This is a genomic window from Pseudalkalibacillus sp. SCS-8 (assembly GCF_040126055.1).
GTDB classification, from domain to species: domain Bacteria; phylum Bacillota; class Bacilli; order Bacillales; family Fictibacillaceae; genus Pseudalkalibacillus; species Pseudalkalibacillus nanhaiensis.
This window is the reverse complement of the sequence record NZ_CP143541.1, coordinates 2,521,572-2,544,841: the sequence shown is the minus strand read 5'-3', so window position 1 is coordinate 2,544,841 and position 23,270 is coordinate 2,521,572. Positions and strand designations below refer to the sequence as shown.

General features: G+C 43.6%; 26 protein-coding genes and 1 other annotated feature. Of the genes, 23 read left to right on the top strand and 3 right to left on the bottom strand.

Annotated elements, in window-relative coordinates:
* Positions 1-26 precede the first annotated feature (26 nt).
* The 7 genes from V1497_RS13280 (at position 27) to V1497_RS13250 (ending at position 5,232) form a co-directional block, all read left to right on the top strand.
* Entirely contained in the window at positions 27-1,466 is a 1,440-nt protein-coding gene (locus V1497_RS13280; RefSeq protein WP_349408018.1) for an Rne/Rng family ribonuclease, read from the top strand.
* 47 nt (positions 1,467-1,513) lie between these two features.
* Positions 1,514-1,714 (top strand) — a sequence feature (ribosomal protein L21 leader region).
* A 12-nt stretch (positions 1,715-1,726) separates the two neighbouring features.
* Positions 1,727-2,035: a 50S ribosomal protein L21 gene (gene rplU, locus V1497_RS13275; RefSeq protein ID WP_349408017.1), complete on the top strand. Its 309-nt coding sequence runs from the start codon at positions 1,727-1,729 to the stop codon at positions 2,033-2,035.
* Positions 2,035-2,382, top strand: coding sequence for a ribosomal-processing cysteine protease Prp (locus V1497_RS13270; RefSeq protein WP_349408016.1), 348 nt, complete (start codon positions 2,035-2,037; stop codon positions 2,380-2,382). The genes rplU and V1497_RS13270 overlap by 1 nt, the downstream gene beginning before the upstream one ends.
* Entirely contained in the window at positions 2,375-2,665 is a 291-nt protein-coding gene (gene rpmA / locus V1497_RS13265; RefSeq protein ID WP_221566230.1) for a 50S ribosomal protein L27, read from the top strand. Before V1497_RS13270 ends, rpmA begins: the two co-directional genes overlap by 8 nt.
* Positions 2,666-2,845: 180 nt before the next feature.
* Entirely contained in the window at positions 2,846-3,382 is a 537-nt protein-coding gene (locus V1497_RS13260) for a Spo0B C-terminal domain-containing protein (protein WP_349408015.1), read from the top strand.
* Between the two features lie 21 nt (positions 3,383-3,403).
* Positions 3,404-4,687 (top strand): GTPase ObgE, encoded by a 1,284-nt coding sequence (gene obgE, locus V1497_RS13255; protein ID WP_349408014.1) that lies wholly within the window; start codon positions 3,404-3,406, stop codon positions 4,685-4,687.
* A 95-nt stretch (positions 4,688-4,782) separates the two neighbouring features.
* Complete coding sequence (locus V1497_RS13250; protein WP_349408013.1) at positions 4,783-5,232, top strand: ACT domain-containing protein; 450 nt, start codon at positions 4,783-4,785, stop codon at positions 5,230-5,232.
* Positions 5,233-5,259: 27 nt separating this feature from the next.
* Here V1497_RS13250 and V1497_RS13245 read toward each other — a convergent pair whose 3' ends face one another.
* Entirely contained in the window at positions 5,260-5,805 is a 546-nt protein-coding gene (locus tag V1497_RS13245; RefSeq protein ID WP_349408012.1) for a transcription repressor NadR, read from the bottom strand.
* 202 nt (positions 5,806-6,007) lie between these two features.
* On the opposite strand from V1497_RS13245, the gene safA reads away from it, so the two are divergent.
* The 10 genes from safA (at position 6,008) to yajC (ending at position 14,423) form a co-directional block, all read left to right on the top strand.
* Positions 6,008-7,558: a SafA/ExsA family spore coat assembly protein gene (gene safA, locus V1497_RS13240; RefSeq protein ID WP_349408011.1), complete on the top strand. Its 1,551-nt coding sequence runs from the start codon at positions 6,008-6,010 to the stop codon at positions 7,556-7,558.
* A 76-nt stretch (positions 7,559-7,634) separates the two neighbouring features.
* On the top strand, positions 7,635-8,201 hold the full coding sequence (locus V1497_RS13235) for a YhcN/YlaJ family sporulation lipoprotein (RefSeq protein WP_349408010.1): 567 nt from the start codon (positions 7,635-7,637) through the stop codon (positions 8,199-8,201).
* Positions 8,202-8,483: 282 nt separating this feature from the next.
* The gene (locus tag V1497_RS13230; protein ID WP_349408009.1) at positions 8,484-9,239 is read left to right on the top strand and encodes a YebC/PmpR family DNA-binding transcriptional regulator; all 756 of its coding nucleotides are present in this window, start codon (positions 8,484-8,486) and stop codon (positions 9,237-9,239) included.
* Between the two features lie 86 nt (positions 9,240-9,325).
* On the top strand, positions 9,326-9,898 hold the full coding sequence (locus V1497_RS13225; RefSeq protein ID WP_349408008.1) for a BofC C-terminal domain-containing protein: 573 nt from the start codon (positions 9,326-9,328) through the stop codon (positions 9,896-9,898).
* Between the two features lie 169 nt (positions 9,899-10,067).
* Positions 10,068-10,664 carry a Holliday junction branch migration protein RuvA gene (gene ruvA, locus V1497_RS13220; RefSeq protein ID WP_349408007.1) on the top strand — a complete coding sequence of 199 codons (597 nt, stop codon included), beginning with the start codon at positions 10,068-10,070 and terminating at the stop codon, positions 10,662-10,664.
* A 16-nt stretch (positions 10,665-10,680) separates the two neighbouring features.
* Complete coding sequence (ruvB, locus tag V1497_RS13215; protein ID WP_349410819.1) at positions 10,681-11,685, top strand: Holliday junction branch migration DNA helicase RuvB; 1,005 nt, start codon at positions 10,681-10,683, stop codon at positions 11,683-11,685.
* Positions 11,682-11,873, top strand: coding sequence for a DUF2905 domain-containing protein (locus tag V1497_RS13210; RefSeq protein WP_349408006.1), 192 nt, complete (start codon positions 11,682-11,684; stop codon positions 11,871-11,873). Before ruvB ends, V1497_RS13210 begins: the two co-directional genes overlap by 4 nt.
* A gap of 61 nt (positions 11,874-11,934) precedes the next feature.
* Entirely contained in the window at positions 11,935-12,987 is a 1,053-nt protein-coding gene (queA, locus tag V1497_RS13205; protein ID WP_349408005.1) for a tRNA preQ1(34) S-adenosylmethionine ribosyltransferase-isomerase QueA, read from the top strand.
* Positions 12,984-14,123, top strand: a complete 1,140-nt coding sequence (gene tgt / locus V1497_RS13200) for a tRNA guanosine(34) transglycosylase Tgt (RefSeq protein ID WP_349408004.1) — start codon at positions 12,984-12,986, stop codon at positions 14,121-14,123. Before queA ends, tgt begins: the two co-directional genes overlap by 4 nt.
* Before the next feature lie 33 nt (positions 14,124-14,156).
* Positions 14,157-14,423, top strand: coding sequence for a preprotein translocase subunit YajC (gene yajC / locus V1497_RS13195; protein WP_349408003.1), 267 nt, complete (start codon positions 14,157-14,159; stop codon positions 14,421-14,423).
* A 70-nt stretch (positions 14,424-14,493) separates the two neighbouring features.
* Here yajC and V1497_RS13190 read toward each other — a convergent pair whose 3' ends face one another.
* On the bottom strand, positions 14,494-14,871 hold the full coding sequence (locus V1497_RS13190; protein WP_349408002.1) for a TIGR04086 family membrane protein: 378 nt from the start codon (positions 14,869-14,871) through the stop codon (positions 14,494-14,496).
* 127 nt (positions 14,872-14,998) lie between these two features.
* Here V1497_RS13190 and V1497_RS13185 point away from each other — a divergent pair, with 127 nt between their 5' ends.
* The 3 genes from V1497_RS13185 (at position 14,999) to V1497_RS13175 (ending at position 17,898) form a co-directional block, all read left to right on the top strand.
* Positions 14,999-16,297: an ArsB/NhaD family transporter gene (locus tag V1497_RS13185; RefSeq protein ID WP_349408001.1), complete on the top strand. Its 1,299-nt coding sequence runs from the start codon at positions 14,999-15,001 to the stop codon at positions 16,295-16,297.
* 72 nt (positions 16,298-16,369) lie between these two features.
* The gene (locus tag V1497_RS13180) at positions 16,370-17,041 is read left to right on the top strand and encodes a DUF421 domain-containing protein (RefSeq protein ID WP_349408000.1); all 672 of its coding nucleotides are present in this window, start codon (positions 16,370-16,372) and stop codon (positions 17,039-17,041) included.
* A 221-nt stretch (positions 17,042-17,262) separates the two neighbouring features.
* Positions 17,263-17,898: a hypothetical protein gene (locus V1497_RS13175; protein WP_349407999.1), complete on the top strand. Its 636-nt coding sequence runs from the start codon at positions 17,263-17,265 to the stop codon at positions 17,896-17,898.
* Between the two features lie 236 nt (positions 17,899-18,134).
* On the opposite strand, the gene spoVB is transcribed toward V1497_RS13175, so the two are convergent.
* Positions 18,135-19,682 carry a stage V sporulation protein B gene (spoVB, locus tag V1497_RS13170; protein ID WP_349407998.1) on the bottom strand — a complete coding sequence of 516 codons (1,548 nt, stop codon included), beginning with the start codon at positions 19,680-19,682 and terminating at the stop codon, positions 18,135-18,137.
* Positions 19,683-19,814: 132 nt separating this feature from the next.
* On the opposite strand from spoVB, the gene V1497_RS13165 reads away from it, so the two are divergent.
* The 3 genes from V1497_RS13165 to secDF all read left to right on the top strand — a co-directional run bounded on the left by V1497_RS13165 (position 19,815) and on the right by secDF (position 23,000).
* Entirely contained in the window at positions 19,815-20,300 is a 486-nt protein-coding gene (locus V1497_RS13165) for a small multi-drug export protein (RefSeq protein WP_349407997.1), read from the top strand.
* Between the two features lie 96 nt (positions 20,301-20,396).
* Positions 20,397-20,681, top strand: coding sequence for a post-transcriptional regulator (locus V1497_RS13160; protein WP_349407996.1), 285 nt, complete (start codon positions 20,397-20,399; stop codon positions 20,679-20,681).
* Positions 20,682-20,765: 84 nt separating this feature from the next.
* Positions 20,766-23,000: a protein translocase subunit SecDF gene (secDF, locus tag V1497_RS13155; protein WP_349407995.1), complete on the top strand. Its 2,235-nt coding sequence runs from the start codon at positions 20,766-20,768 to the stop codon at positions 22,998-23,000.
* Positions 23,001-23,270: the final 270 nt, after the last annotated feature.

Genomic DNA, 23,270 nt, shown 5'->3' with positions numbered 1-23,270 from the left:
TGATCGACTAGAATTGAGGCAAAGAATTGAATCAAATCGTTTTTAATTTATCAACGTCTGAAAAAAGAGCAGCGATTTTACAAGATGGCAAAGTGGTGGAAATCCTTGTAGAACGACCGGATGCCTATCCGAAAGCCGGAAATATTTATATGGGGCGCATCACCAAGGTACTGCCTGGTATTGATGCAGCATTTATTGATATCGGATTCGCACAAAATGGTTTCATCCATGCGACCGACCTTAAACGATACAAGGAAGACCAAGGGGCCATCAATGAGCTTGTCCATGAAGGACAATGGATCATCGTCCAAGTCCGACGCGAAGCTTCTAAAAACAAGGGACCTCTCCTGGTAGAAAATATTACGATTCCAGGAGAAAACCTTGTTTATTTGCCGTTTGGTGGCCATGTTGCCGTATCAAAGAAGCTATCAGAACGCGAGAAAGAAGAAGTTAAGAGGATTGGTGAATCCATCATCCACAATCCAGAAGGCTTAATCATGCGGACATCTAGTAGTCAATGTGATATGGATCAACTTAAAGAGGAAGTTGACGTTCTTAGGCAGGAGTGGAATGCGATTGAATCACGTGGGGGACGGAAGGTTTCGTTACTCTACGAAGGAAGTACGATCGTGGACACCGCTTTGAACCACCATTCGAATGGTACGGCCGAATTGATTTTTGACGATGTGGATGTTTTCAGGACATTCCGTAACAAGTATCAAGACCGCTTTGAAACAAAGCTATATAAAGGAACAGAGAATGTTTTTTCGTATTATGATATTGAGCAGGTCATCCAAAAAGCTCTCCGTCCAATGCAATGGTTAGCGAACGGCGGCCAGATTCAGGTGGATACGACTGAAGCTCTGACTGTCATTGATGTCAATACAGGGAAATTCACAGGAAAACAGGATCGGGAGAGTGCAATTTTAGAGACGAATTTGCTAGCTGCAGAGGAGGCTGCCCGACAATTACGATTACGGAACATCAGTGGAATGATTGTGATTGACTTTATCAGGATGAAAGAAGAAGAGCATAAACAGAAGGTTCAAAAACGTCTCCATGAACACCTTCAGAGGGATCCTGTCCATACAAAAATTTATGGTTACACGGCTCTTGGTTTAATGGAAGTGACGCGTCAAAAAGTGAGAGATAGTTTAGTGGCTCTTATGACTGAAAATGATAGCAGCCAGCCTTCGTATAATGTGGAGACGATGTTCTATGCTTTAGAACGGACTTTATTTGAATTTCGTCATATTGAAGAGGAAGCGATATGGATTGAGTTGTCCCCTCGCCTATACGATTATGTGAATGACTCAGATTGTGACAGGGAAAACCGTCTCTCAAGCGGTGTACCATCAAAGCTTTTCTTTACGAAAAACAAGGTATCTGATCCCTATGGCTTCAGGGTACGACAGCAAGGTTCTTTGGAGAAGATTGAAGCTCGAATAAATAAGGAACTGCATTGACAATAACAAGCTCGTTATGGTATGATTTTTTCGTTGGTTTTTGGAGCACCTAGCTCCAACCGCACAGAGCAGGTTTTCAAGCCGCACGATAAGATTGAAGGAATAGAGCCGAGTAGTTCGAGGCACGGAAGTTTACGAGGACCGGAGCGTAGGTATGCCTACGTGAGGACCGGAGTAACGACGTAACGAAGAAATACGACGGCAATATTCATTCAAGGGCACCTGCAATGGCGAGTCTGAGTATAATAGGAGGTGCAAATATGTACGCAATTATCGAAACAGGTGGAAAGCAATTCCGCGTTGAAGAAGGACAAGAACTTTACATCGAAAAGTTGAACGCTGAAGCTGGTGAAACAGTAACATTCGACCGTGTATTGATGGTAGGTGGAGACGACGTTAAAGTCGGAAGCCCTATGGTAGACGGCGCGACTGTAACAGCTAAAGTCGAAAAGCAAGGCCGCGGTAAGAAAGTCGTTGTTTACAAGTTCAAGCCTAAGAAGAACTATCGTCGTAAGCAAGGACATCGTCAACCGTACACAAAGGTCGTTATTGACAAGATTAACGCATAATGTTAAAAGTCAATATACATCGTGACCAGCAGAAAATCGTGTCTTTCAGCATTACGGGACATGCGGAATCAGGCCCTTATGGACATGATCTTGTATGTGCAGCTGTCACAGCTGTTTCCTTCGGGTCCGTCAATGCTATCGAGGAAATCTGCCAGGTTGAACCTGAGGTGGAAACTCGTGAAGATGGCGGTTATCTACTCTTTAAAACGCCTTCCGCTGTAAGTGAAGAAACATCTGAGAAAATACAGCTTTTATTAGAAGGCATGCTGGTATCACTGAGGTCAATTGAACGTGATTATGGACAATATATTAAAATAAAGGTTGTAGGAGGTGCATCCCATGCTTAAACTAAACCTGCAGTACTTCGCATCCAAAAAGGGTGTTGGTAGTACGAAGAACGGTCGTGACTCTATCTCCAAGCGTCTTGGAGCTAAGAGAGCAGATGGACAAACTGTAACAGGTGGATCTATCCTATTCCGTCAACGCGGAACGAAAATCTATCCTGGTAAAAACGTAGGCCGCGGAGGAGATGACACTCTATTCGCTAAGGTGGACGGCGTTGTTCGTTTCGAACGTCTAGGCCGTAACCGTAAGCAAGTAAGTGTTTATCCAGTAGCCAAAGAAGCGTAACACTCAAAACTCTAACCGGACTGGTTAGAGTTTTTTTCTTCTTAACGACTTTGGAGCTGAGCAATTGCCACGACTTATTCGAGCTGCAAAAGCAAAGCCATGCCGTTGATCATAACGTTTTCAACCCCTTTCCATTAACAAGGGGGATTTGTCAATTATGAGTTTGGGAGTGCTGTTACGATGGGTAAATGGGATACAGTTGATTTATTACGTCATGCTCGCCATGATTGGCTGAATCATCTTCAATTGATTAAAGGTAACCTGGCACTGGATCGTACGGATCGTGCTCAGGAAATCATTGAACAAGTCGTACATGAAGCGAAGAACGAAGCAAAAGTATCGAATCTTCACATGCCTAGAATGGCAGAATTATTATTGACTTACAACTGGCAGCAAAATGCTTTTCGGTTGGATTATGAAGTGATCGGTAAGGAAAGGGACTTATCCGAATACGATAACCCTCTTTACAATTGGACATCTGCATTTCTAACTCAGCTTGGAAAGGTAATTGAATGTGAGGCTGAACCTCACTTGATGATTACCATTCAATTGTTAGAAGAGAAAGCCCGAATCAGCTTTGATTTCGCAGGTAAATTAAATCTTGCCGAATTCGAGAATGCACAGAAGGACTTACAAGCTGATGTACATAATTCACTTACAATCATCGAAAGCTACTGTCAGGAAAATGAAGTATTGTACATCCTGGAACTAGGATGAAGAAATCGAGGTGAAACAAAAATGTTTGTGGATCAGGTTAATGTATTTGTAAAATCTGGTGATGGCGGGAATGGTATGGTTGCCTTCCGCCGTGAAAAATATGTACCAAATGGCGGTCCTGCAGGTGGTGACGGTGGAAAAGGCGGAAACGTCATTTTTGAAGTCGAGGAAGGTCTTAGAACGTTGATGGATTTCCGCTATAACCGTCATTTCAAGGCACCTCGTGGTGAAAATGGAATGTCGAAAAACATGCATGGCCGTAATGCTGAGGATTTAGTCGTCAAGGTTCCTCCTGGAACAGTGGTAACGGATTCACAGACTGGAGAGGTCATCGCCGATTTAGTCGACCACGGTCAACAGGCCGTCATTGCAAGAGGGGGACGCGGAGGCCGAGGAAATACGCGTTTTGCAACACCTGCCAACCCTGCTCCGGAGTTATCCGAGAATGGAGAACCTGGAGAAGAGAGAGAAATTACACTTGAATTGAAACTGTTGGCTGACGTTGGTTTAGTCGGTTTTCCAAGTGTGGGGAAATCCACTTTGCTATCAGTCGTATCGGCTGCTAAGCCTAAAATTGCGGAGTACCATTTTACGACGCTAAGCCCGAATCTGGGTGTTGTCGAGACGGATGATAACCGTAGCTTTGTCATGGCAGACTTACCTGGACTGATTGAAGGAGCTCATGAGGGAGTAGGTCTTGGACATCAGTTCCTTCGACATATTGAACGGACGAGAGTTATCGTGCACGTCGTAGATATGTCTGGAATGGAAGGTCGCGACCCTTATGAAGACTTCTTGAAAATCAATGATGAGTTGAAGCAATATAACCTTCGGTTGACGGAAAGACCTCAGCTCATTGTAGCCAATAAGATGGACATCCCGGGTGCAGAGGAAAATCTTGAAGTGTTCAAGGAGCAGGTGGGGGATTACCCGATCTTCCCGATATCCGCTATAACGAAATCAGGAGTAAGAGACCTACTGTTCGAAATTGCTAATCAGTTGGAGAAAACGCCTGAATTTCCGCTCACAGAACCGGAGAAGGAAGAAGAGGAACGTGTCCTTTATAAGCATCAAACGGAAGAACAGCCTTTTGAGATTTCAAGAGAAAGTGATGGAACCTTCGTCATTCGTGGTGCTAAAATCGAACGCCTCTTCAAAATGACGGACTTCTCACGCGATGAATCCGTGAGACGTTTTTCTCAGCAGATGAGAAGGATGGGAATCGACCAAGCATTGAGAGAACGCGGTGCAGAAGATGGAGACGCCGTCCGTATACTTGAATATGAATTTGAATTCATTGAATAGACTGTCACTTATGACAGTCTATTCTTAATTCATTGCTTACCTATACATAATCCGATATACTTTAGAAAATAATTCCACGATAAGGAGGGTGAAGGATGGATCGACAAGGTGAACGATTTTATCTCGTAAAAGAAGACCTGCTTTCAGAAGCGATGACAAAAACCCTGGAGGCGAAGGAATTGTTGGAGTCGGGGAAGGCGAAAACGGTGAATCAGGCAGTCCATTCCGTCGATATGAGCAGAAGCGCATTCTATAAATATCGCGATGGCATCTTTCCTTTTGAGACGATGGTGAAAGAAAAGATTGTCTCCATTTCGATCCACCTGGAGGACCGTTCCGGTTCATTATCATCTTTACTTGCTGTTTTGGCAGGGTTGGGTTGTAACATCCTCACGATTCACCAGACCATACCGCTCCAAGGAAAGGCAAATGTGACGTTGTCTATTGAGACAGCCTCAGCGAAGGAAGACATCAATGGCATCTTGAAATCCCTCGAGAGGCTAGAGCATGTGAAGAAAGTGAGCATCATCGGTTCTGGAGCATGATGGGAACGTATCGATCAAGTGGCACATTCAGTTGATCGGGAGCAGGTATCCCTTTTCTTGTAGTGCCTGACATGCATGATCAAGCTGCGCTTCAGAGTCAGCTTCCAACGTATGCATATGGACACCGCCAGTCAATTCCAACAAGTAGGAAGCCCCTGTTTCTTTTACTTTATGAAGGAATTTTTCCACATCAAAACGGTTTTTTATCATGATTGATCCTGTCATATCACCATACACAGGATGTTCAATACTTACATCTTTCACCATGACACCATAGTCCACGATCGTTAAAAGCTCGTCCTCTGTTTGTTCAGGTGTGTGCTGGCATGCGATAATTCGTGTGAATTTTTGTTTTGCCGGAGCAGGGTGGATATACATATAACCTTGAGCAGTCGCCATGATGGGTTCATTTCTCGCTTTCAATAATGAAATGTCCTGGACGATGACCTGACGGCTTACATTCGTATCTTTTGCTAATTGACTGCCTGTCAAAGGTGTTCGGCTTTCTTTCAACCAGTCAAGGATCAAGCTACGTCTCTCTTCTCCTAAAACCTTTGTTTTTTTATCTTTCATAAGAGACATTTTCCTCCCTAAAGCTACTTATTTATCTCTAATAGGATACCATAAGTTCATTCCTTAAAACGATATCCCTTCAATATCGAATATGCGGATTCATCCGGTCATATATTGTCTATGGTGAACAATTCGATGTCGAGTAGCAAGATGCCCAAATTCTCATATACTGTGTAATGAATTAGGCAGGGAGGAGATCGTTTTGAAAATTCACATTGTGAAAAAAGGGGATACCCTTTGGAAAATTTCAAAAATGTACGGTGTAGATTTACAAACAGTAATTGATGCAAATCCCCAAATCAAAAATCCGGATACCATCTATCCAGGAGCGAAGGTCAAGGTGCCTACCGGAACGGCGAAGGTTAAATCAAACCCCCATCATCAGAAGAACCCATCTGTGATGCCTTTAAATATGGGGGGCAAAGAAAAGCCGATCAAAAAAGAGATGCCAATAAAAAAAGAAATGCCGATCAAGAAAGAGATGCCGATTAAAAAGGAAATGCCGATCAAGAAAGAGATGCCGATCAAAAAAGAAATGCCAATCAAGAAAGAAAAGCCGATCAAAAAAGAAGAGCCTATTAAGAAACCACCGAAGGCTCCGATGACGGAAGAGGAATTTCATATTACCCTCGGTCTTTCCAAGGAAGAAACGACAACAACATATGAAATGCCTAAGCCAAAGCCAATACCTAAACCAAAGCCTGTAGAGAAATGTCCGCCGATGGATTATTGCATGCCCGATCCATGTTGTGAACCCTACATGCCAGGTCCATATGGAATGATGGATCCATGCTGTGAACCGATGATGGATGGATATGGCGATCCATATATGATGGATGGCTATTACGGTGAGCATATGGGTCATTATGATGCCATGCACCATGGTTCTATGTACTCGACTCCAGGATATGGGATGGAGCATATGTATCACCATGGTTATGATATGCAAGAAATGGATTCATATGGTGAAATGATGTATGGGCAAATGATGGGGAATCAAATGGATTATGAACAGATGATGGAATCACAGCATATGGATTATCAGCAATATGGTAGCGGGAACGGTATGTCCGGGATGGGCGGCCAAGGCTATCAACAAAATGGATATGGCCAGATGCCTTATATGGACCAAAATCAGAGTGCACAGAATCCATGGAAGGATCAGGATCAAATGCACGGTATGATGAACCAAGGGCAATATGGCCAGATGCCAGGTATGATGGGGCAGGGACAGAACGGTCAAATGCCAGGCATGATGGGTCAAGGCCAAAACGGTCAAATGCCAGGTATGATGAACCAAGGTCAATATGGTGGTAATGGTCAAATGCCATGGATGATGGATCAAGGCCAATATGGCCAGATGCCAGGCATGATGGATCAAGGCCAATATGGTCAGATGCCAGGCATGATGGGTCAAGGCCAAAACGGTCAGATGCCAGGCATGATGGGTCAAGGGCAAAACGGACAAATGCCAGGCATGATGGGTCAAGGGCAAAACGGACAAATGCCAGGTATGATGGGTCAAGGACAAAATGGCCAGATGCCAGGTATGATGGGTCAAGGACAAAATGGCCAGATGCCAGGTATGATGGGTCAAGGACAAAACGGTGGACTTGGTCAAATGTTTGGTGGTATGGGGCAAGGTCAACAGTTTCCATTCATGGGTCAAACAGGTGGAAGAGATCCATATTGGGACATTGACATTGAAATGCAGCCAAGAAAACCAAAGAAGAAAGAATCGAAATCCGAATAGGAAACAATTCCCATTCTTTACAAGTTTAATTTAAACCTCCAATTGCCATCATAAAAGGTGAAAGGAGGTTTTTCTAATGAAAAAGTTTATGGCTCTAACATCAGTATTGTTGCTGACGGGTGCTTTGACAGCTTGTAATGGTGATGATAATGAGGCGTTGGATACTCGTTATGACAATGACACTCGTCCAATCGGCTATTACACGAATGATGGCCAAAATAATGGCCCGATGACAAGAATAGCTGACCGTGATCGTGACCGTAATGACTTGGATATGAATGAAATCAATTATGCGGACGATTACAATGGTAGTGACCTCGCTCGACGAATCTCCAAGAAAGTAAACAAAATGGATGACGTAGACGATGCACGTGTTGTTGTATCAGGAGATACTGTCCTTATTGGTGTTGATACGAATGACCGTAATGATCGTAACGTTCGGTCAGAAGTAAAGAATGCTGTCCAAAAGATGACAGACAAGAATGTACGAGTTACAACAGACGAAGATATGTTCACGCGTATTCGTGACGTGGATAACGATTTAAGAGACGGAAATGGATTTGAAGAAGCCCGTTCCGACATAGAGGCAATCATGGACGACCTAGGGGATGCCCTTCAACGTCCGTTTCAGAACAATCGCTAAATAGAAAGACCGACGGCTCAGGTTAGAACTGAGCCGTTTTTCATTTGTAAAGCTTTTAAGCAAAAGACATCGTCACGTTTTATTGTTGTATATTAATAGAAGCGTAAGGCGGCGACTCCAACGTTGCCCGCGGAAAGCGTCCGCCTGGAGCTGTTCAATATTTTCAATAACAGAGCGAAACAAAAAGTGTTCATTCAAGTCTTCCTTCGTTTTATCCAGCATTTAAAATGTGCTATATTGAGATGAAAAAGCACTCTTTTTACAAAAGGGGAGAAATTAATTATGGCAGGACATTCCAAATGGAAAAACATACAAAGAAGAAAGAACGCACAAGATGCGAAACGCGGAAAAATCTTCATGAAGCTAGCCAAGGATCTATATGTTGCAGCCAAAGAAGGTGGAGGCGACCCAGAAACCAATCCCGCTTTGCGTCTTGTAATGGATAAAGCTAAGGCAGCAAACATGCCAAATGAAAATATAGAACGCGCAATCAAGAAAGCGACTGGAACTCTTGAAGGAGTCAATTATGAGGAAATCGTTTATGAAGGTTACGGAGCAGGCGGAGTAGCTGTAATGGTCGAAATCTTGACAGATAACAAAAACAGAACAGCGGCTGAAGTTCGCCATGCTTTTTCGAAGCATGATGGGAACATGGGAGAAACCGGGTGTGTTTCATTTATGTTTGACCGGAAAGGGTTGCTCGTCATCAATCGAGCAGGCTTGGAATTGAGCGAGGATGACTTTATGTTAGAAGTCATTGACAGCGGTGCTGAAGAAATGGAAACAAATGAGGAAAGCTTTGAAGTTTATACAGAGCCGGATCAGTTTAAGCAGGTTAAAGAAGAGCTTATCCAAAAAGGGTACGACATTTCCTCTTCAGAAATCACGATGGTTCCTCAAACATTGACGAAGCTTGATTCAGAAGAATCAAGAAAGGTTTTCAAACTGATCGATGCACTTGAAGACCTTGATGATGTTCAGGAGGTTTATCATAACCTGGATATTAATGAAGAAGAGTATGAAGACTATCTTTCCTGATTGAAAGATGGATATTTTTCCTTAATACGGTAAAACTAGTACCGAATGTAATTTATCGTTTAACGACTACGTGAGGTGATCGCAAGGTGAAATCCTTCCCGAAGAAGACATCATGGATTTTTCCTTTACTAGTGACCGTGTTAGGGGCAGTATACGTGTTTCTATTCCATACCTATGAGGATGAAGTGAAAGCAAGCCTGCCTTCCAAATCGAAAACGATGAATCATGCTGAACAGGAAGCACATACCGTCAGTGGTCCGATAACCGTTGAAGTCTATTTACAAAAGAATTACCTTGATGGTGAGTACAGCAAAGATGTCGTTTATGAAACCATTTGGTCCATGGAGGATTTCTGGGCGAACTACGCTGATTGGCAATTAGTCAATCAATCATTCAACAAAGTCATGTTTGAACAAGAAATTGATGATATCTCCCCTATATCTAAAGTGAACGGATACTTTGGATTGACGGAGGATGGGATACTCACAATATTTAATGGAAGACCCCATGAGGACCAAGTCATCCAATCGTTTTACCAGATTGATGTCAAGAAGCTTGAAAGTAGTCTGATGGAAGAACTGGAAAACGGTATACGTGTTCTGACCAAGCAGAATTATACGGAAATACTGGATAAATACAGACCTTATGAAATGAATTGATCATGCTGCGTGACCTGACTTAATGTGGGTCACGTTTTTTATTTTTGCCATGCTTAAGCTTTGGAGATTCTTTCGACTTTTATGAAAAGGTTATGCTACAATGATGAGATAGGAAGAGATGTTCGCATTTTTGATATGTGACGAACAACTTTAAGGGGAGAAATGAATCGTGATTGATTATATTATGGGGACTGTGAAATATATACATACCGATCATGTCGTTCTTGAATGCGGTCATATCGGCTATAAGATTCATTGTCCGAATCCATTCATATATCAGCAAGAACTCGGTAAACAAACGACGATACATACTTACCAGCATGTCAGGGAGGATATTCTTGCTCTTTATGGCTTTGAGAATCTGGATGAGCGTGATCTTTTCATCAAGTTGATTCAAGTGTCAGGCATTGGTCCGAAAGGTGCCTTGGCCATTCTAGCTTCAGGGAAACCAGAACAAGTCGTTCAGGCGATTGAAAATGAAGATGAGAAATTCCTGACCCGATTCCCTGGTGTCGGAAAGAAGACAGCTCGACAGATGATTCTTGATTTGAAAGGGAAACTGACGAATTGGACGGACGTACAGCTTGAGTTTGAGCCGACCGAAGTTGAGGTCTCTGATTCCGGTCTGGATGATGCGATTGAAGCATTGGGGGCATTGGGTTACGGTCAAAAGGAAATCAAAAAGGTTATGCCCCAACTGAAAAATGAAGAAACATTGTCAACCGATCAATACATCAAAAAAGCATTACAATTATTATTGAATTGATCGAGGTGGATGAATGATGGAAGATCGAATTATTTCTGGAGAAATGAATAATGAAGACGAGAACTTGGAATTCAGTCTACGTCCCCAATATCTACAACAATACATAGGTCAACGGAAGGTAAAAGAAAATCTTCAAGTGTTCATCGAAGCAGCGAAAATGAGAAGTGAGCCATTGGATCACGTTCTATTATACGGGCCCCCTGGGTTAGGAAAGACGACCCTTTCTTGCATCATCGCAAACGAAATGGGTGTGAACATCCGAACAACAAGCGGTCCAGCAATTGAAAGGCCTGGAGACCTGGCGGCAATTCTGACGGCATTGGAGCCGGGAGATGTCCTTTTCATCGATGAAATCCATCGCCTTCACCGGTCCGTAGAGGAGGTCCTCTATCCAGCAATGGAGGATTTTTGTTTGGACATTGTCATTGGGAAAGGGGAGACTGCACGGTCTGTCAGACTGGATCTGCCACCTTTCACGCTCGTCGGTGCAACGACACGTGCTGGATTATTGTCGGCGCCCTTACGTGATCGATTTGGCGTCCATAGCAGGCTCGATTATTATGAATTAGAGGATTTGACGGAAATCGTCATCCGGACCGGTGATTTTTTTGATATAATGGTCCAGCCGGACGCTGCAGAAGAATTGGGGCGCAGAGCAAGGGGCACACCTAGAATCGTAAATCGTCTTCTGAAAAGGGTGCGTGATTTTGCCCAGGTACAGGGCGACGGGATCATTACGAAGGACCTCGCTGTCCAAGCATTGGAAAGGCTGCAAGTGGACCGTTTAGGATTAGACAATATTGACTATAAATTGTTAAGAGGGATCATTGAAAGTTACAAGGGTGGTCCTGTAGGGCTGAATACAATCGCTGCCACGATAGGTGAAGAGCCTCAGACGATTGAAGATGTTTATGAACCCTACCTGCTGCAGATCGGATTCATTCAAAGGACACCTCGTGGTCGTATGGCCACCGATCTTGCATACAAGCATTTCAATTTGGAGGTACCGAGTAAACGATGAGTAAGATTTTCATAATTCTTGGAATTGTGTTTCTGTTATTCGGGTTGATCGGAAGCTTTATCGGTAAACTACCAGGAGATATCGTTTTCAAGAAGGGGAATACAACCTTCTATTTTCCGATTGTAACCTCAATCGTCGTAAGTATTGTCCTATCGTTGCTTTTTTATCTATTTGGCCGAATGAAATAATTTTAAGATGAGTGAATCAAGAACTTGAAAAATAGAAGACTGAACAAAGGTGAATAGCATTATGAGAGTGGATGAATTCAATTTTAACTTACCAGAACATTTAATTGCGCAAACACCGTTGAAGGATCGAACGAAGTCAAGATTGATGGTCGTCGATCCAGATACTCAAAAAATTGAACACCGCGCGTTCAATGATATAAAAGAGTTTTTGAAACCGGGAGACTGTCTTGTGTTGAACGACACACGTGTACTTCCAGCTCGTTTATATGGAATGAAAGAAGATACAGGTGCGAAGATCGAAGTGCTTCTTTTGAAGGAAGAGGGTCAAGATCGTTGGAAAACCCTTGTCAAACCTGCAAAACGAATAAAAGAGGGAACGACGATTACGTTTGGTAACGGCTTGTTGAGCGCAACATGTGTTGTTGCAGGAGACCAAGGGGAAAGGGAGTTGACCTTTTCCTATGAGGGAGAAGATTTCTTCAAGATTCTTGATGAGCTTGGTGAAATGCCACTTCCTCCTTATATCCGGGAACAATTACAGGATAAAGAACGATACCAGACGGTCTTCTCCAAGCACACAGGATCAGTAGCAGCACCGACTGCAGGGCTGCATTTTACAGAGGACTTGCTGAATGAGATTCAAGAATATGGTGTCCATATCGCTTACATTACGCTCCATGTTGGTTTAGGTACATTCCGTCCAGTTACCGCAGATGTGGTTGAGGAGCATGAGATGCACGGCGAATACTACCAGATTTCTAAAGGGACAGCTAATCTTTTGAATCAGGTCAGAAAAGACGGTGGTCGGATCATCGCTGTCGGTACGACTTCTTCAAGGACATTGGAGACAGTCATGCAGAATGGTGCCACTGAATTTACAGAGCAATCAGGCTGGACAGATATTTTCATCTATCCAGGTTATACATTCAAAGGGATTGACGGCTTGATTACGAATTTCCACCTACCGCAGTCAACGTTAATCATGCTGGTCAGTGCGTTTGCAGGAAAAGACCTGATCATGAAAGCGTATGAAGAAGCTGTCGACCAAGAATATCGATTCTTCAGTTTTGGAGATTCGATGCTCATCCTTGAAGGGAGTACCAAACATCTATGAGTGCAATTCGATATGAACATATCAAAACGTGTAAACAGTCTGGAGCTCGCCTCGGGAAGGTCCATACGCCGCATGGAACGTTCGAAACACCTGTTTTCATGCCTGTCGGTACGCTTGCTACCGTCAAGACGATGAGTCCTGAAGAATTGGAGCAGATGGGTGCTGGGATTATCTTAAGCAATACGTATCACCTGTGGCTCCGTCCCGGCCATGAAATCGTGAAGGAAGCTGGTGGCCTCCATAAGTTCATGAATTGGGATGGCGCGATTTTGACTGATTCAGGAGGCTTTCAGGTATTCAGCTTAAGCGACCTTAGGAAAATTACAGAAGAAGGCGTCCACTTCCGCAATCATTTAAGTGGTGAAAAATTGTTCCTCACTCCTGAAGGAGCGATGGAAATTCAAAATGCCCTCGGTTCCGACATCATGATGGCATTTGATGAATGTCCTCCTTATCCAGCGGAGTATTCGTATATGAGGCAATCTGTTGAGCGGACAAGCCGTTGGGCAGAACGGTGCTTGAAAGCCCATGCACGACCAGAGGATCAAGGGTTATTCGGGATCGTCCAAGGTGGAGAATATGAAGAGCTACGTAAACAGAGTGCTCAGGATCTTGTCTCGCTTGATTTTCCTGGCTACGCGGTAGGAGGTCTGTCGGTCGGTGAACCGAAGGATGTCATGAACCGTGTGCTCGAATTCACAACACCATGGCTCCCTGAGAACAAACCTCGTTACTTGATGGGCGTCGGCTCACCTGACTCGTTGATTGATGGTGCAATCCGAGGCATCGATATGTTTGACTGCGTACTGCCGACAAGAATTGCGAGGAACGGGACTTGTATGACGAGTGAGGGAAGACTCGTCGTACGAAATGCGAAATTTACGAAGGATTTCAGACCTCTGGATGAAAATTGCGATTGCTACACGTGTCGTAATTATTCCCGAGCTTATATACGTCATCTGGTCAAAAGCAATGAAACATTCGGCTTCAGACTGACGACTTACCATAACCTTTATTTTCTGTTAAAATTGATGGAGCGGGTAAGACAGGCGATTCGAGAAGATCGATTGCTTGATTTCCGAGAAGAGTTTTTTGAGCAATATGGTTTTAATAAGCCAAATGCAAAAAACTTTTAACATAAACGATGCCATGAAAGGGGTGAATGAAACATGGAAGGATTAACAGGATTATTACCGATTATTCTAATGTTTGTAATCTTCTACTTTATCTTGATTAGACCTCAACAGAAGCGTCAAAAGAAGACGGCTCAAATGCAGGCTAGTCTTGAAAAAGGAAATCGCGTTATCACGATCGGTGGATTCCACGGAACGATTGAAGCGATTGATGAAGATAACAACACCGTTGTTCTTCGAGCAGGTGATGGATCGAAACTTACATATGATCGCGCTGCGGTTCGTGAGACTGTCGATCAATAAGAAGAAAGAGGCTGATTCTCAGCCTCTTTTTTTCATGGATGAACGGTAAACATAAGTGCATGCTGTCCCGTCAATTCCGGTGTGAGGATAAATTGACGCCCATGACACCACCTAATGCAGATAACAATAAATAACCTGCATGATACATGTATTGTTCGGCATCGAATTTGATTTGATAGCCGAGATATTGGACAAGGAACACGACGAGTGAAAACATCAACCCTGTCCCAGCACCGAGCAGCCATCCTTTCTCTTTTCCTTTCTTACCAGAAACGATTCCCCCGATGAATAACGCAATAGCCGAAAGTCCTAAAATCACCCATGTCAACGATTGTTCAGTCAAATTGGAAAACCGAAGGACAAGGGAAAGTAAAAAACTGCTTACCATGATGATTGTAAGTACGACAACCAACCCGAAACCCATTGACGTCACCATACGTCTCGACATATATTCCCACCCCTTTTTTAGGCATGTATACTCATTAGTACAACTTATTCCATCTGTTGTAAAAATAGAAGTCGAACATGTTTACCTGACCTCGTACATACCATGTATTAATACGGACAAGTAGAGGATGGGAAATGTGAGCGTAATCTTAGCCTTAATCATCTTTTTGATTAGTTACATAGGGATCATGCTTGAAAAGATCAACAGGTCACTCGTCGCATGTTGCGGTGGTGTGATCATGCTTATATTGGGCATACTTGACGTGGAACAAGCCTTTTTCGAACATGTAGATTGGAACACGATCGCTTTGTTGTTTTCAATGATGATCCTTGTTTCGATCACGAGTCAAAATGGTGTATTCGAATATGTGGCAATAAAGCTTGCACAGCTTGTCCAAGGAAAACCGATTCCACTGCTCATCGTCATGTCCACGATTACAGCGATTGGATCAGCTTTCCTTGACAACGTAACGACAGTCTTACTTCTCGTCCCAATCATCATTACACTGACGAACCTCTTGAATGTGACGAGTGTACCGTTTCTCATATGTGCGATACTATTTGCGAATATTGGTGGAACAGCCACGTTGATTGGTGACCCTCCTAATATTATGATTGGTCAAGCAGTGGATCACCTTGATTTTAATGACTTTCTTTTTCATCTTGGACCGGTTGTTTTAATTATTTACCTGGTCGTCATCGGTGGTATGGGACTCTTCTATCGAAGGTCACTCCATATTTCAGAGGAGAAAAGGGAAGAATTGATGGAGCTTGATGCGAAGAGCTTTTTGAAAAATGGACCATTGCTATATAAATCTTTGACTGTACTGTTGATGACCATCATGGGCTTCCTTCTTCATCCGATCCTTCATTTGGATCTGACGACGGTTGCTATGAGCGGCGCCCTGCTACTTTTATTGATTTCGACAAAAGAACAGGAAATCGAAGAAGTTTTTCGATCGATTGAATGGGTGACGTTGTTTTTCTTTATCGGGCTATTCATTCTAGTCGGCGGATTGATTGAGGTCGGAATCATTGATGAAATGGCAAGGGCAATCTTATCGGTAACAGAAGGGGACGTGCCGAAGACGACGATTGTCATTCTCTGGGGTGCAGGTTTGTTATCAGGCTTCGTTGACAATATTCCTTTTGTCGCGGCCATGATACCGGTCATCATGGAATTCAAAGAATACGGCATTCAAAACCTTGACCCTTTATGGTGGGCGTTGGCATTAGGTTCTTGTCTTGGAGGGAATGCGACCTTGATCGGTGCATCTGCAAATGTCATCGTTGCGGGCCTCGCTTCAAAGTCAAAAAACAATTTCAGCTTCGTCCAGTTCATGTTGATCGGATTTCCAGTTGTTATCATATCGTTAATCATTGCAACTTTCTATATCATCCTCCGGTATTTGCTCGCCTATCAATAAATATTACCATTTTAGACTTTTCATATCTTCTCCTATCTCGGTGAAACTATCTGTAGAAGGGAGAAGGCATCCATGGAATTGGGAATCATCATGTTTCGGACATTTTTTATATACCTGATTATCATAATCGTGTACCGATTTATGGGTAAGCGTGAGATCGGTCAATTATCGATTGTGGACTTTGTCGTGTCCATCATGATTGCAGAGTTGGCTGTCATCTCCATTGAAAGCCCTGAAAAACCGATGATCCACTCTTTATTAGGAATCGGAATCCTTTTGATTGCACAGATTGTTTTCGCGTACGTTTCCTTAAAAAGCGAGCGGCTGAGGGAAATTATCGATGGAAAGCCATCGGTCATTATCGATCGCGGGAAAATCGATGAAAGTGAAATGAAAAAGCAAAGGTACAACTTCGCCGATCTCTTGATCCAACTTAGAGAAAACGGGATCAGTAAAGTCTCAGATGTTGAATTTGCCATCCTTGAGCCGACTGGGAGGCTGTCGGTGATTAAGAAACCAGATGAAGATGAACAGGATGAGCAAGAGGAAGAGGATCATGCGTTGTATCCTCTCCCTTTGGTTTTAGATGGACGTATACAAGACGAACATTTAAAGCGAATCGGAAAAACCGAGTTGTGGCTGCGGCAAGAATTAAAGAAAATCGGATATCGGGACTTGAAAAAAATCTCTTTCTGCTCATTGGAATCGGATGGGATCTTCTTCATCGATTCGAAAGACGAATAACCTGACAACCAGGAATATTACCTGGTTGTTTTTTTGTTTGTTGATCCGACAGCGATGGTAATGGAACCTTGTTAAATAAGGCGTTAAGGACTTCCAAAAAATGCATGATAAAAAATGATTGACGGTGAAAACAATCGCTAATAAAATCGGGGGAGAAAATTTGAGAATAAATGATTTTACCATCAAGTTTTACTGATATTAGAGGAAGGGAGGGGATCGTAATGTTTTATCGAATTACGGTTTACCTTCTAGGTATGTTAATTAATTTCTTTGGCGTAGCATTAGTTATTCACGCTTCGCTTGGAGCAGGGTTCTGGACATCGTTTTTCATTGGTATATCTGATTTGTTTGGTATGACGGTCGGCTTTTGGTATGGCGTGTTTCAGTTCTTGATCATTTTCCTGAACGCACGCTTGATGCGACAGGCCCCCGAGTATAAAGCTTTGATTCCAGTCATATTAGAAAGCTTCATACTCGACTTCTGGCTTGAAATCGTCTTTGCATCTGTTAATCTGACGGCAGCGCCATTAGCTGTAAAAGCAATGGTATTGGTTGGAGGAATGCTCGCGATTGGCCTTGGTGTCGCCATCTATATCCTGCCGCAGTTCCCGCGTGCACCAGTCGATCAGCTGTTCCTAGCAGTAAGCGCACGATTTAAGTTGAGCTTACGGGTTGGACAGACGCTCGTAGCCGTCACTGTGGCATCGATCGCAATGATGATCGGTGGACCAGTCGGTATAGGGACAGGTGTGCTTGTAATAGGCTTAGGACCTGTTATCCAATTCTGGTATACAAGAGCCTATCCGACGTATTACATGTTGAAACCTGAGCTTGCTCCTCAAGAAGAGTTTTTATAAAAGATAAGGCTTTGTTAGCTTTTATAGTTGATTATTTAAACAGCTCCAGGCGGACGCTTTCCGCGGGCAACACTTCAGCCTCCTCTAGCTCGTTCCTCGCTCTGCGGGGTCTTCAGCTGTTGCTTTTCCCGCTGGAGTCGCCGCCTTACGCTTCTGTTTTCTACATGCACTAACAGAGTCAACGAAAAAGCTGACCCTTTACAAATTAAAAAGGGTCAGCTTTTTTATGATGTCTGTTATTTTACAAACTTCTTGATGATTGGAATGTATTGGACATCTTCTTTTTTCACCAAATTCAAGATGATAATCAATACAAGATAAACGAGAATGGTAAAGCCGATCGCAAGAAGAGTATTCACTAACAAGCTGTTGTGTACAATCCCCGTAAACCACGACACAGCGAGCCCTGTCAGCGCGATAGCAAGTACACCTTTTATATAATCACGTACAAAAATCGTATAGCTGATTGCTTTGACGACGGTCGAAAAGTGAAGGAGCGTGACGAGAACAATATTGATGACGATTGCTAATGCAACACCCATGATACCTAGATCCGGTCTGGTCGCGAGCAGAAAGATCGCAATAATCTTCACGACCGCACCGATGATGCTGTTGATCATCGCTGCCTTTGCAAGGTCCAAAGCTTGGAGAACAGCTTGGAGCGGGCCCTGGAAATAAAGGAAGAAGAAGAATGGGGCCATCAATTTCACATAGACCGCAACTTCCGGTGTGCCATACATCAAATCCATCAGAGGCGCAGCCAGCACATACGTAATGACGACGGAAATTCCGCCTGATAGCATCGCAATGCGAAGAGCTTGATTCAAGCGGTATTCAACGACATGATGCTTTTTCTGGGCAGCGGCTTCACTGATGGCTGGGACTAACGAAACAGAGAGGGAGTATGTAATGAACATCGGAAGTGTCAGGAAAGGGATGACATAGCCTGCTAGAGCTCCATATTGCTGCGTTGCAATGACGGTTGATATGCCTGCGATGGCCAGACTGTTTGCGACCACAATCGGTTCGAAGAAATACGAAACGGAACCGACCAACTGACTGGCTGTTGTCGGAATCGAAATCCGCATCAATTGATTGAACGTTTCCTTTCCTTTGGTCACATAATTTAAGAACCCTTTACGTATGCGAATCCGCTTTTGCATTTTAAACATGGAAAACATATAGATGAGAGATGCGAATTCTCCAATTACGACGGAAATCATTGCACCGGCTGCTGCAAATTCGATTCCATATGGCAATAAGGCACCCGTCAATACAGCAACAAGTGTTATCCGCACAACCTGCTCGATCACCTGGGAATAAGCAGATGGTTTCATGTTTTGACGGCCTTGGAAATACCCACGGATGACGGATGAGAGTGCCACAATCGGAACAACTGGAGCGATGGCGACTAAAGGATAATAAGTTCTGTCGTCAGTCAAAAGGTTCTGTGATAAAATAGGTGCAAGTGCAATCATGGCTGTGGTGAAAATGATACTGAGTATCCCCGTCACAGTGAGTGAAACAACAAGGATTTGCTTGATTTTCTTAGGGTTTCGTTGCGCTTCGGCTTCAGCGACCATTTTTGAGATGGCGACAGGAAGGCCGAGGCGTGTTAATGTGATTGTCAATAGTAGCGTCGGTACTGCCATCATGTATAGACCGACACCTTCCGGACCCATGATCCTGGCGATGACAATCCGATTGATGAAGCCTAATATTTTTGTAATCAAACCTGCTATGATGAGAATCATGGTACCTTGTATAAAAGTTTGTTTTGACATGTATTGTACCTGCCTTCTTATACATGAACGTGTCAGGCTCTCAGTGATTTTGGGGGTGTGAGCCTGCTTGTTTAACTATGTATATGCGTTGAAGGAGGCCAAGCATGACAAGTATATATTGAGGTGTAGACGTTGAAAGAAGAAATAAAACAGTTTCTGGTTGAACATCTAAGTTTTTTACCGAATGAGCTTGTTGTCGTCATCGTATCAGCGATGCCGATTCTCGAATTACGTGGAGGAATTCCTTTGGCTGCGACATTCGGGTATGATTTCTGGACAGCATTCACGTTAGCCGTGCTGGGTAATCTCTTGCCAATCATCCCGCTTTTGATTTTGTTCCGCCCGCTGAGTACCTTCATGATGCGTTTTCGATGGTATAAGCGCTTTTATGATTGGTTGTATGAGCGTACACTCCGAAACAGTAAAAATGTAGAGAGGTTCGGTGCAATCGGATTGATCCTGTTCACGGCTATCCCATTACCGACTACAGGAGCTTATAGCGCTTGTGTGGCTGCTGCATTATTCAACATCCGTTTCCACTATGCATTCCTTGCGATTTCGTTCGGTGTCGTAGTGGCAGGGTTAGGTGTCGGGCTTGTGGTCTATTCAATCTTTTAATGAACGGCAGATCGTTAGGTCCATTCATACCTTATCAGTGATATGAATGACCTGACGATGGCGTATATCAGAAGGATTTAAAAGGAGGATATGGGGATGTCAGATTCGATGAAGTTGGCTGATTGGCTGCCGCAAGTTGGACCTGCACTTGAAAGTAAGCAGGATGAATTACACTTTATGGGGTATGAAAGTGTAACAAAAGAGGAAATATGGGAATGCATCCTTTCACGCGCAAAAAAGAAAAAGGATGAAGAATGGATGGTTCATCAAGTCGTCAACAGCATCCTGACGTTGTCGACCAACGACTTCATGAATTGGCTTACCATTCAAGCTGTGACAAACGATAATTGGTATGATTTCAACAATCCTGAGGAAAATTGACACACAATTCAATCGATGGATATAATAGGATGTATTGTCATTACATAACATGATTGATTGTCGGCATAGGGGAGGAACTTACATATGGTAAAACGAGGACGGATCGTTTCCTTCTTCTTGCTCGTTATCTTGATTGCAGGTACGTTAGGGGTAACGACGAAGGATATCGTCCAAGACATTAAACTGGGACTGGATCTTCAAGGCGGATTTGAAGTCTTATATGACGTTGAACCGACCGATGAAGGTCAAAAGGTTGACAAAGAACTATTGAACAGCACCGTCAGTGCATTGAGAAAACGTGTAGACGTACTCGGTGTGTCCGAGCCTAATATTCAAATCGAGGGTGAGCGGATCCGTGTTCAGCTTGCGGGTGTTGAGGACCAGAACAAAGCCCGTGAACTACTTTCCACACAAGCGGAACTGACCTTCCGTGATGTGAATGACAACGTGCGTTTAAAGGGCTCCGACCTGAAAGAGGGCGGAGCGAAGGTTGAATTCGAACAGCAGACGAATCAACCTGTTGTGACACTCACGTTGAAGGATGCAGACAAATTCGCTAAAGTAACGAGCGAAATCAAACAGATGACACCTCCGGATAATCGTCTCGTCATTTGGCTGGATTATGAGGAAGGCGATTCTTACAAGGAAGAAGTCAATAAAGAAGAGCCAAAATTCATTTCTGCTCCAAGGGTCTCTCAAACCTTGGCAACAAAGAATGTTCAAATCGATGGTATGCAATCGATTGATGAAGCTCAGAACCTTGCGGATTTATTGAACGCTGGTTCACTTCCAGTAAAATTGAAAGAGATCTACTCAACCTCAGTCGGAGCGAAGTTCGGTCAGAATTCTCTTGATAAGACGGTTGTAGCTGGTGCAGTCGGAATAGCAATCATCTTCTTATTCATGATGATCTACTATCGTGTACCTGGGATCATTGCGACGATTACGTTATCAGCGTACATTTACTTGATCCTGCTTATTTTCGAACTGATGGAGGGCGTGTTGACCCTTCCAGGTATCGCTGCATTGATATTAGGTGTTGGTATGGCAGTCGATGCGAACATCATCACCTATGAACGGATCAAGGAAGAACTTCGTTCCGGTAAATCCGTCATGTCAGCGTTTAAAGCAGGGAATAAACGCTCACTTTCAACAATTTTAGATGCGAACATCACGACGATTCTTGCAGCAGCTGTATTGTTCATGTTTGGGACAAGCTCTGTCAAAGGTTTCGCACTTGTGTTGATCATCAGTATCCTTGCAAGCTTCCTTACTGCGGTTTATGGCTCACGCCTATTGCTCGGTCTTTGGGTCAACAGCCGTGCACTGAACAAGAAACCGAATCTATTCGGTGTGAAACAAGAACAAATTAGCGATTTGGATGACACGGATCGTCTGGATATTTCGAAGAGTAAGTTCAAGAACTTTGATTTTGTTCAGCATCGGAAGAAATTCTTTACAATATCTTCAGTGTTGATCAGTCTTGGAATCCTTTCCCTGCTCATCTTCAATCTGAATCTAGGGATTGATTTCGCAGCCGGAAGCCGTGTAGAGATTACGGCAGAACAGTCATTGAACGAAGATAAAATCAAAGATCAACTGAAAACGATGGATCTAGAACCGAACGAGCTGATCATTTCGGGCGATAACGACAACATTGCTGTTGCACGTTATGTCGGGGTATTAACCCAAGGTGAAATCGGTGAGCTAAAAACGTTCTTCAATAAAGAATATGGTCAAGAACCAAACGTAAGCACGGTAGATCCGACTGTTGGACGAGAACTGGCTAAAAATGCGATGTTTGCGATCGCGATTGCCTCGATCGGAATCATCATCTACGTGACGATCCGTTTCGAATGGTTGAAGGCCTTAGCTTCAATCGTCGCCTTACTACACGATGCATTTTTCATCGTCGCAGTATTCAGCTTGCTGCAGCTTGAGGTAGATCTCCCGTTCATTGCTGCGGTTCTGACGATCGTCGGGTATTCAATCAACGATACGATCGTTACGTTTGATCGAATACGGGAAAACTCGAAATATATGAAGCTCAAGACATTTGCGGACCTGGCGAAGGTTGTGAATATCAGTCTTGTGCAAACATTGGCTCGTTCCATCAATACGGTGCTCACAGTAGTCTTTGCTGCTGCTGCACTGATGATATTCGGAAGTGAAGCCATCCGGAACTTCTCATTCGCGCTATTGATTGGGTTGGTAGCCGGAACGTATTCTTCCCTTTTCATCGCCTCCCAGGTCTGGTTGGTTTGGAAAGGTAAGCAATTGCAAAAGAAGCGTGTACAGCCTGCAGAATCTGCAGAATAATTCATAATGTACGGTTGACCAGGTGTATAGGGTGTAGGAATTTCTTCTGATTATGAAAAGGAGAACGACATACCCTATACGGTCAGCCGCTTTTTTATTAGGCCCTGTTCCCTTTTAAGAGTTCAAAAGGTGGCGACTCCAGGTTGCCCGAGGAGCCTTTTTTAAAAAAAGGCTTTGTTAGCTTTTATTGTTGATATGCTAAAGAGGGCAAAAGCGTAAGGCGGCGACTCCAGCGGGAAAAGCAACAGCTGAAGACCCCGCAGATCATTG